Annotated in this window: 7 protein-coding genes, 1 pseudogene and 1 riboswitch; of the genes and pseudogenes, 3 read left to right on the top strand and 5 right to left on the bottom strand. The window is 70.7% G+C overall.

Annotation, left to right across the window (positions count from 1 at the left end):
• The 5 genes and pseudogenes from VN520_RS35975 to VN520_RS35955 form a co-directional block, all read right to left on the bottom strand.
• Nucleotides 1-389, bottom strand: a pseudogene (locus tag VN520_RS35975) (ABC transporter substrate-binding protein); the annotation flags it as partial.
• 44 nt (nt 390-433) lie between these two features.
• On the bottom strand, nt 434-1,426 hold the full coding sequence (locus tag VN520_RS35970) for an ABC transporter permease (protein ID WP_325751154.1): 993 nt from the start codon (nt 1,424-1,426) through the stop codon (nt 434-436).
• Between the two features lie 353 nt (nt 1,427-1,779).
• Entirely contained in the window at nt 1,780-2,577 is a 798-nt protein-coding gene (locus VN520_RS35965) for an enhanced serine sensitivity protein SseB C-terminal domain-containing protein (protein ID WP_325751153.1), read from the bottom strand.
• 153 nt (nt 2,578-2,730) lie between these two features.
• Nucleotides 2,731-3,507 carry an enhanced serine sensitivity protein SseB gene (locus tag VN520_RS35960; RefSeq protein ID WP_325751152.1) on the bottom strand — a complete coding sequence of 259 codons (777 nt, stop codon included), beginning with the start codon at nt 3,505-3,507 and terminating at the stop codon, nt 2,731-2,733.
• A gap of 236 nt (nt 3,508-3,743) precedes the next feature.
• A complete protein-coding gene (locus tag VN520_RS35955; RefSeq protein ID WP_325751151.1) occupies nt 3,744-4,433 on the bottom strand; it encodes an AAA family ATPase in 690 nt (229 codons plus the stop codon).
• Between the two features lie 173 nt (nt 4,434-4,606).
• A riboswitch (glycine riboswitch) is annotated at nt 4,607-4,704 on the top strand.
• Nucleotides 4,705-4,870: 166 nt separating this feature from the next.
• On the opposite strand from VN520_RS35955, the gene gcvT reads away from it, so the two are divergent.
• The 3 genes from gcvT to glyA all read left to right on the top strand — a co-directional run bounded on the left by gcvT (nt 4,871) and on the right by glyA (nt 7,771).
• Nucleotides 4,871-5,998, top strand: a complete 1,128-nt coding sequence (gene gcvT / locus VN520_RS35950; protein ID WP_325751150.1) for a glycine cleavage system aminomethyltransferase GcvT — start codon at nt 4,871-4,873, stop codon at nt 5,996-5,998.
• 111 nt (nt 5,999-6,109) lie between these two features.
• Nucleotides 6,110-6,487 (top strand): glycine cleavage system protein GcvH, encoded by a 378-nt coding sequence (gcvH, locus tag VN520_RS35945; RefSeq protein WP_325751149.1) that lies wholly within the window; start codon nt 6,110-6,112, stop codon nt 6,485-6,487.
• An 18-nt stretch (nt 6,488-6,505) separates the two neighbouring features.
• Nucleotides 6,506-7,771: a serine hydroxymethyltransferase gene (glyA, locus tag VN520_RS35940; protein ID WP_325751148.1), complete on the top strand. Its 1,266-nt coding sequence runs from the start codon at nt 6,506-6,508 to the stop codon at nt 7,769-7,771.
• Nucleotides 7,772-7,923: the final 152 nt, after the last annotated feature.

Here is a 7,923-nt window from a genome sequence, read left to right as displayed (position 1 = left end):
CCCTTGCGGAGCGTGTACGTCCAGGTCTTGGCGTCCGGGCTGGCCTTGCCGAGGCTGGTCGCCAGGTCGGGGACGACCTTCAGGCTCTCCTTGCCGGCGGCCGGCTTGAAGGTCACCAGCGCGCGGGCGTACAGGCGGGAGAAGTTCTGCACCCAGCCGTAGTACGTGTTGCCCGGGTCCAGGGAGTCCGGACCACTGGAGTGCTCGTACGTGACCGTCCCCCCCTTCTTGTCGGTCGCGTTGACGACACTGGTCAGACCGGCGTCGGCCTTGGCGTTGCCCCCACCGCCGCTGCCGTCACCGCCCGAGTCGCTGCTGCTGCACGCCGATGCGCCGAGCGACACCGCTACGGCCATGGCTATGGCCGCCGCTGTCTTTCTGTTCTGCATGCTGAGGAAAGCCCCCTCGCTAGTCCGGTGCGGCACTGCCGCGATTACTTGCCACGAGGGTCGAGTGCGTCACGCAGCCCGTCCCCCAGCAGATTGAAGGCCAGCACGGTGATGAAGATCGCCATACCGGGGATGACCATGAACATCGGGTCCACCTCGTAGAGGTCGACCGCCTGCGTGAGCATGCCGCCCCAGGACGCCTGCGGCGGCGCGATACCCACGCCGAGGAAGGACAGGGATGCCTCGAAGAGGATGTTCGTGGGGATCAGCAGCGTCGCGTACACGAGGATCGGCGCGATCAGGTTGGGCAGCAGTTCGCGGAAGAGGATGAACGGTCCGCGTGCGCCCAGGGACCTGGCGGCCTCGACGAATTCGCGTTCGCGCAGCGACAGGGTCTGCGCGCGGACGATGCGGCCGATGTAGGGCCAGCTGAAGAAGCCGATCACGAAGATCAGGACCGCGATCCGCAGCGTGAGCCCTTCCATCCCGAAGGCGTTCCCCTGCAGGGAGGCGGAGATGGAGATCGCGAAGAGGAGCAGCGGGAAGGCGAGGAAGGTGTCCATCAGCCGGCTGATGAAGCTGTCCACCCAGCCGCCGTAGAACCCGGCCACGACGCCCATGACGACACCGATGACCACGGAGAGCAGCGTGGAGCCGACGGCGACCACGAGCGAGACCCAGGAGCCTTCGAGGATGCGCGCCAGGATGTCGCGTCCGGTCTGCGGCTCGACTCCGAGGGGGTGGTCCCAGCTGATGCCGCCCAGGGCGCCCTTGGGCGCCAGCATGACCGGGTCGACCAGGCTCTGGTTGAACGCGTTGGGGTCGAGCCCCAGGAGCGACTGGAGGGGCTTGGACAGCACCGCGACGAGGATCAGCAGCACGACAACGATGCCACCGGCCATCGCGGCCTTGTCCCGCTTGAAGCGCGTCCAGGCGATGCGGCCGAGCGAACGGCCCTCGATCTCCTTGCGCCCGGCGCCTTCCAGCACCGTTTCGGGCCGCGCATCCGCCCCGGTGGTCTCGATCGGTGCCGTCATTGCGCTGGAGACCCCTCTCGGCCGACGGTGGCCGGCCTGTGACCGCCGCTGTAGCGGCTCTAACAAAACATGACAGATGTGATCATGCCTGATCGAACTCGCCTGTTTAAAAGGGGGGTTTGGCGGGCATGGAGCATCTGCTGTGTGGAGTCTTCAACCACTTTGCGATCATCCGCCAGACCTGACGGGGAATGTTTGCTCAAACGTGATGCTGCCAAGAGGCTTCCGTTATCCGGACAGCCGAGCTTGCTGAGCGGACCTCTCGGTCACTAATCCGCGATAACGGACATGACGCCCAACAGCACTGATCACATGACCGACCGGCCGCCCGCCGGGCGCTCGCTGACGCCTTCTCAGTAGGCGTGCGGAGCAGCCGGTCCCGTCACCGGCGGGTAGCCGTAGCCGGGCGCCGCGGGCGCGGGGGCGTGGGCCTCACGGTCGTAGAAGGGCCGGGTGTTGGCCTTCAGCCACATCGCCACCGGGTCGTACTCGTCGGACAGTGAGACCGTGGAGACGGGCAGCCCGTCGGGGACCACACCGATCGACTGCCGCATCATCGCGCGGACCGCGTCGACGGACGGCCGGCCGGTGTCGTAGAGGTCCAGCCCGATCGCGAGGTACGGAACACCGAGCGCGGGCTGCACCCAGGCGCGGCGCAGCGCGCGGACGGCGGGGGTGCGGTGGGCGTTCTGCGACAGCAGGGCGTAGAACTGCGGGATCTCGACGGCGGGTTCGGTGAGCCGCAGGGGCCCCGCGGGCATCCGGTCGAGGCCGGTGGCGATGCGGCGCAGGTCCAGCCAGGGGATGCCGACCCCGCCGCCGGGGGCGTGCGGGTTGAGCCAGATCCCCCACCGGTCGGGGAAGAGGGCGCGGGCGATCTCGCGGCCGGTGGTCACCTCGTGGGACCTGTTCCAGCCGCTCGCCGAGAGCTCCTGGGCGGAGGTCACGCACGGGGCGTAACCCAGGCCGTCCACCTCCATGTTGCCGTACTGGGCGTCGGGGGAGCCCGCCGTGCCGTGCCAGAGCAGCATCCATACCGGGCCGTCCGCCAGGGAACGCAGCAGCGCCTCGTAGGTGTCGAGGCGCCCGGGGGTCACCTGGCGGAGCATGTGCTCGACTTGCCCGGCCGCCGCCGTGCCTGACGCACTCACCTGGGTCCCGCCCCTCTTCGATCCGCTCTTCCCGCATGCCGCGCGGGACCGTGGTGCCACCCCCGGGCACACGGGGCGGCCTCGTCATCCAACCAGCTTATGCGCCGCCCCTGACACCGGCTCGACGCCACGTGGCAGCAGGGCCCGCGCTTCTCAGGAACCGTCGCGCCGGTAGAACGGGCGCACCTTCTCCAGCATCCAGTCGCCGACCGGGTCCTGTGCCACGTCGAGCAGGACGAGATTGACCGGCCAGGGGACCTGGACCCGGCCCAGCGCGCGGCCCAGGGCGTCCAGCGGCACGCTCTGCTCCGCGGCGCCCCGGACGGCGAACTCGACGCCGACGAAGAGGGCGGGGCTGTCGCCCTCGATGCTGGCCAGTGCCCGGCGCGCGGTGCTCACCACGCCGGTCTCCTGGAATTCCGCGGACACCGCGGAGAGGAAGTCCACGGGGTCCTCCTTCCAGTCCGGTTCGTACAGCCGCACCCGGCCGCCGCTCGCGGGGCCGTCCAGCGGGGTGCGTCCGGCCCGGCAGAGCTCGGCGACGGCGGACGGCGGCAGGGGGACCCCGACCGCGCCGCCCGGGTTGACGGCGATGCCGAGCTGCGGGGGCAGCCCGCGGGCGAACTCGCGTGCGGGCGCGACGGCGAAGGAGAGATGGGAGCCGGCGCACTGGAGGAACTGCGCCTCGGAGCTGAACACCGGGACGTACGCGCCGCCGTCGAGCTCGACCGTCGGCAGGTCGAGGTCGGCGCTGTCGGGCCCGCCGCCGTTCGGCAGGGGTACCCAGACCTGGCTGCGGCCGAGCACCTCGACCAGCCGCCCGCCCGCCCCGGGCACGCCGAGCGAGGCACTGAGCATTTCTTCGAGCTCGTTGGCCGGCCACCCCTGCGGCGGATACGACGGGGCCTGGGCCTGGGCCGGAATGTCCACGGTGTCTCTGTCCCTTTCTCGCCATGCTGTGCGGCTGAAACCTTAGACCGGCTCGCGCCGGGAAGGCAGTGCCGCAGACGGGAGCGGCACCCGGGTCCGCCGCGCCGTCCGGATCCCGGACAGCCTCCAGGGGGCCTGCGAACTGTGCGTATGCGAACAGTGACAGCCCGGACGGTCCCCGCGCCGCCCCCTGGACCGCGGCGGAACGCCTCGTGCCGGCGACGGCCCCCAGGGGGCTACTCCTGCGGCAGCCGCGCCTCCGGGAACGAGATCCGGCCGATCGCCGACGCCGCCTCCCGGTCGAGCAGCACCGCCGAGGCGCACCCCGGCGGCAGCAGACCGCTCCCGGCGTCGCGCAGCAGCCGGCCGACCGCGCGCCGGTGCCGGGCGAACGCGTATCCGGACACCCCGCGCCCCCGCTCCCGCTGCCCCTGCCTGGCCACCTGGGGGGTGACGTCGAGCAGGACGAGATGCAGGGCGCTGCCCCGGCGCCGGGTCTCACGTGCCAGCCAGCGCCGCACCCAGGCCTGCGTGCCGCAGTCGTGGACGACGACGGAGACGCCCGAGCGCAGAGTCCTCCACAGTCCGGCGTAATGCGCCGCGCGCACCAGCGGGCGGTAGAGGGCGTACGGGAGTGATCCTGGCAGGGCGGCCGTCCAGCGGTCCCTGGTGTCCTGGGAGTCGATGGCGTGCTCCTGGACCGCCCGCCGGATCAGCGTCGACTTCCCGCTGCCGGGCAGCCCCGAGACCACCACCACATCGCCCGCCGTGAAGTCCAGGCCGTCCGGTCCCCGGGCGCCCTTCCCCCGCAGATCACGCACCACCGGAGCGCCCCCGCCCGTCGGCTCCCGGGCGGGCGCGCCGGACCGCTGGGGCATCGCACCGCTTGCCACCCCCGCGGTAGTCGCGTAGCGCTGCAACGTCATCGTCTTCCCCCTGCCGAGTCACCCACCGACCTGCTCAAGAAGTGTAAAGAAAAGGTAATGCGGCACAACTGTTTCCACTCGTACGTGTCGGGACCGGCGCCGGCCCCGGCCGGGAATCACCACTCTCCTCCAATGCGTGCGATGATGACCCCGCCAACTGCATACCGGCCGTTTGAATCCGCGCGGGAGAGTCCCGGTCGCCCTGTGCGCCGGGCGCCGAAGGAGCAAGTTCCTCCCTTGAATCTCTCAGGCCCCGTACCGCGTGGATGAGGCAGATCTGAAAAGCGGGCCGCCGTGCGGCTCCACCCAAGGTGCAAGCCGAGCCTGACAGGGCCGACCCGTCAGGACCCTTTCAGGGGCTCTCGGCGAACCTCTCAGGTTCCGATGACAGATGGGGAGGGAACCGCCCCCTGTCGTCATGCCCTGGAGCCATGTCCATGAGCACTGCCCCGAGCGCCGCCCCCCGTCGCACCGCCCTCGACGCCCTGCATCGTTCGCTGGGTGCGACCATGACCGATTTCGCGGGCTGGGACATGCCGCTGCGGTACGCCAGCGAGCGCGACGAGCACAACGCCGTACGCACCCGGGCCGGCCTGTTCGACCTGTCGCACATGGGCGAGGTCACCGTCACCGGACCGCAGGCGGCCGCCTTCCTGAGCTACGCGCTGGTCGGCGACATCGCCACGGTCGGCGTGGGCCGGGCCCGCTACACGATGATCGTCGCGGAGGACGGCGGGATCCTGGACGACCTGATCGTCTACCGCCTGGCGGACACGGAGTACATGGTCGTCGCCAACGCGGGCAACGCCCAGCTCGTCCTGGACACCCTCACCGGGCGCGCCGGCGGCTTCGACGCCGAGGTGCGGGACGACCGCGACGCCTACGCGCTGCTCGCCGTCCAGGGCCCGGACTCCCCCGCCGTACTGAAGTCGGTCACGGACGCCGACCTGGACGGACTGAAGTACTACGCCGGACTCCCCGGGACGGTCGCCGGCGTCCCCGCGCTCATCGCCCGTACGGGCTACACCGGTGAGGACGGCTTCGAACTCTTCGTCGCGCCGGGCCACGCCGAGCAGCTGTGGAAGGCGCTGACCGAGGCCGGCGCGCCGTACGGCCTGATCCCCTGCGGGCTCTCCTGCCGCGACACGCTCCGGCTGGAGGCGGGCATGCCGCTGTACGGGCACGAGCTGACCACCGCGCTGACGCCCTTCGACGCGGGCCTGGGCCGGGTCGTGAAGTTCCAGAAGGAGGGTGACTTCGTCGGCCGCGAGGCGCTTCTCGCCGCGGCCGGGCGCGCGGAGACCGCCCCGCCGCGCAAGCTCGTCGGCCTGGTCGCCGAAGGCCGCCGGGTGCCGCGCGCCGGTTACCCCGTCGTCGTCGGCGGGGAGGCCGTGGGCGAGGTCACCTCCGGTGCGCCGTCCCCCACCCTGGGCAAGCCGATCGCCATGGCCTATGTGGACGCGGCGCACGCCGCGCCCGGCACCGAGGGTGTCGGGGTCGACATCCGGGGCACGCACGAGCCGTACGAGGTCGTGGCGCTGCCCTTCTACAAGCGCCGTAAGTGACGCATCGCGCCGCACACGTGACGCATCGCGCCGCGCACGTGACGCATTCGTGTCTCACACCGTAAGACCACCGTTCATCAGCACTCCCCCGCGTACAGGAGAATTCAGGTCATGAGCAACCCCCAGCAGCTGCGGTACAGCAAGGAGCACGAGTGGCTGTCGGCCGTCGAGGACGGCGTGGCCACGGTCGGTATCACCGAGCACGCGGCCAACGCGCTCGGCGATGTCGTCTTCGCCCAGCTCCCTGCGGTCGGTGACACGGTGACCGCGGGCGAGACCTGCGGTGAGCTGGAGTCGACCAAGTCGGTCAGCGACCTGTACTCGCCGGTGACCGGCGAGGTGACCGCGGCCAACCAGGACGTCGTGGACGACCCGTCGCTGGTGAACTCCGCCCCCTTCGAGGGCGGCTGGCTGTTCAAGGTGCGCGTCGCGGAGGAGCCGAAGGACCTTCTCTCCGCCGACGAGTACACCGCGTTCTCCGGCAACTGAGACCTTAGGGACCCACTGATGTCGCTTCTCAACTCCTCCCTCCACGAGCTGGACCCGGACGTCGCCGCCGCCGTCGACGCCGAGCTCCACCGCCAGCAGTCCACCCTCGAGATGATCGCCTCGGAGAACTTCGCTCCGGTCGCGGTCATGGAGGCGCAGGGCTCCGTCCTCACCAACAAGTACGCCGAGGGCTACCCCGGCCGCCGCTACTACGGCGGCTGCGAGCACGTCGACGTGGTCGAGCAGATCGCGATCGACCGCATCAAGGCGCTCTTCGGCGCCGAGGCCGCGAACGTCCAGCCGCACTCGGGTGCGCAGGCCAACGCCGCCGCGATGTTCGCGCTGCTGAAGCCGGGCGACACGATCATGGGTCTCAACCTGGCCCACGGCGGCCACCTGACCCACGGCATGAAGATCAACTTCTCCGGCAAGCTCTACAACGTGGTCCCGTACCACGTCGACGACACCGGGGTCGTGGACATGGCCGAGGTCGAGCGCCTCGCCAAGGAGTCGAAGCCGAAGCTCATCGTGGCCGGCTGGTCCGCCTACCCCCGCCAGCTGGACTTCGCCGCCTTCCGCCGCATCGCGGACGAGGTCGGCGCGTACCTGATGGTCGACATGGCGCACTTCGCGGGTCTGGTCGCCGCCGGTCTGCACCCCAACCCGGTGCCGCACGCCCACGTCGTGACCACCACCACGCACAAGACCCTCGGCGGTCCGCGCGGTGGCGTGATCCTCTCGACGCAGGAACTCGCCAAGAAGATCAACTCGGCGGTCTTCCCCGGTCAGCAGGGCGGCCCGCTGGAACACGTGATCGCGGCCAAGGCCGTCTCGTTCAAGGTCGCGGCGACCGACGAGTTCAAGGAGCGCCAGCAGCGCACCCTGGACGGCGCCCGTATCCTCGCCGAGCGCCTGGTGCAGCCGGACGTCACCGAGGTGGGCGTGTCCGTCCTCTCCGGCGGCACGGACGTCCACCTGGTCCTGGTCGACCTGCGTGACTCCGAGCTGGACGGGCAGCAGGCCGAGGACCGTCTCCACGAGGTCGGCATCACGGTCAACCGGAACGCCGTCCCGAACGACCCGCGTCCGCCGATGGTGACCTCCGGTCTGCGCATCGGTACGCCGGCCCTGGCGACCCGCGGCTTCACGGCCGAGGACTTCACCGAGGTCGCGGACGTGATCGCCGAGGCGCTGAAGCCGTCCTACGACGCCGAAGCCCTCAAGGCCCGGGTGAAGGCCCTGGCCGACAAGCACCCGCTGTACCCGGGTCTGAACGACAAGTAGACACCGCGCGTGTCCGGGGCGCCGGGCCCGTCACGAGCGGACCCGGCGCCCCACCCCGAAGCACCACCCTCTGCACCACCCCCGTTCTGAGGAGACCCCCGTGGCCATCTCGGTCTTCGACCTGTTCTCGATCGGCATCGGCCCGTCGAGCT

Source organism: Streptomyces sp., from assembly GCF_035563135.1.
Classification (GTDB): domain Bacteria; phylum Actinomycetota; class Actinomycetes; order Streptomycetales; family Streptomycetaceae; genus Streptomyces.
Note: the sequence above shows the minus strand (reverse complement) of the source record. Positions and strands in the feature narration are given on the sequence as shown.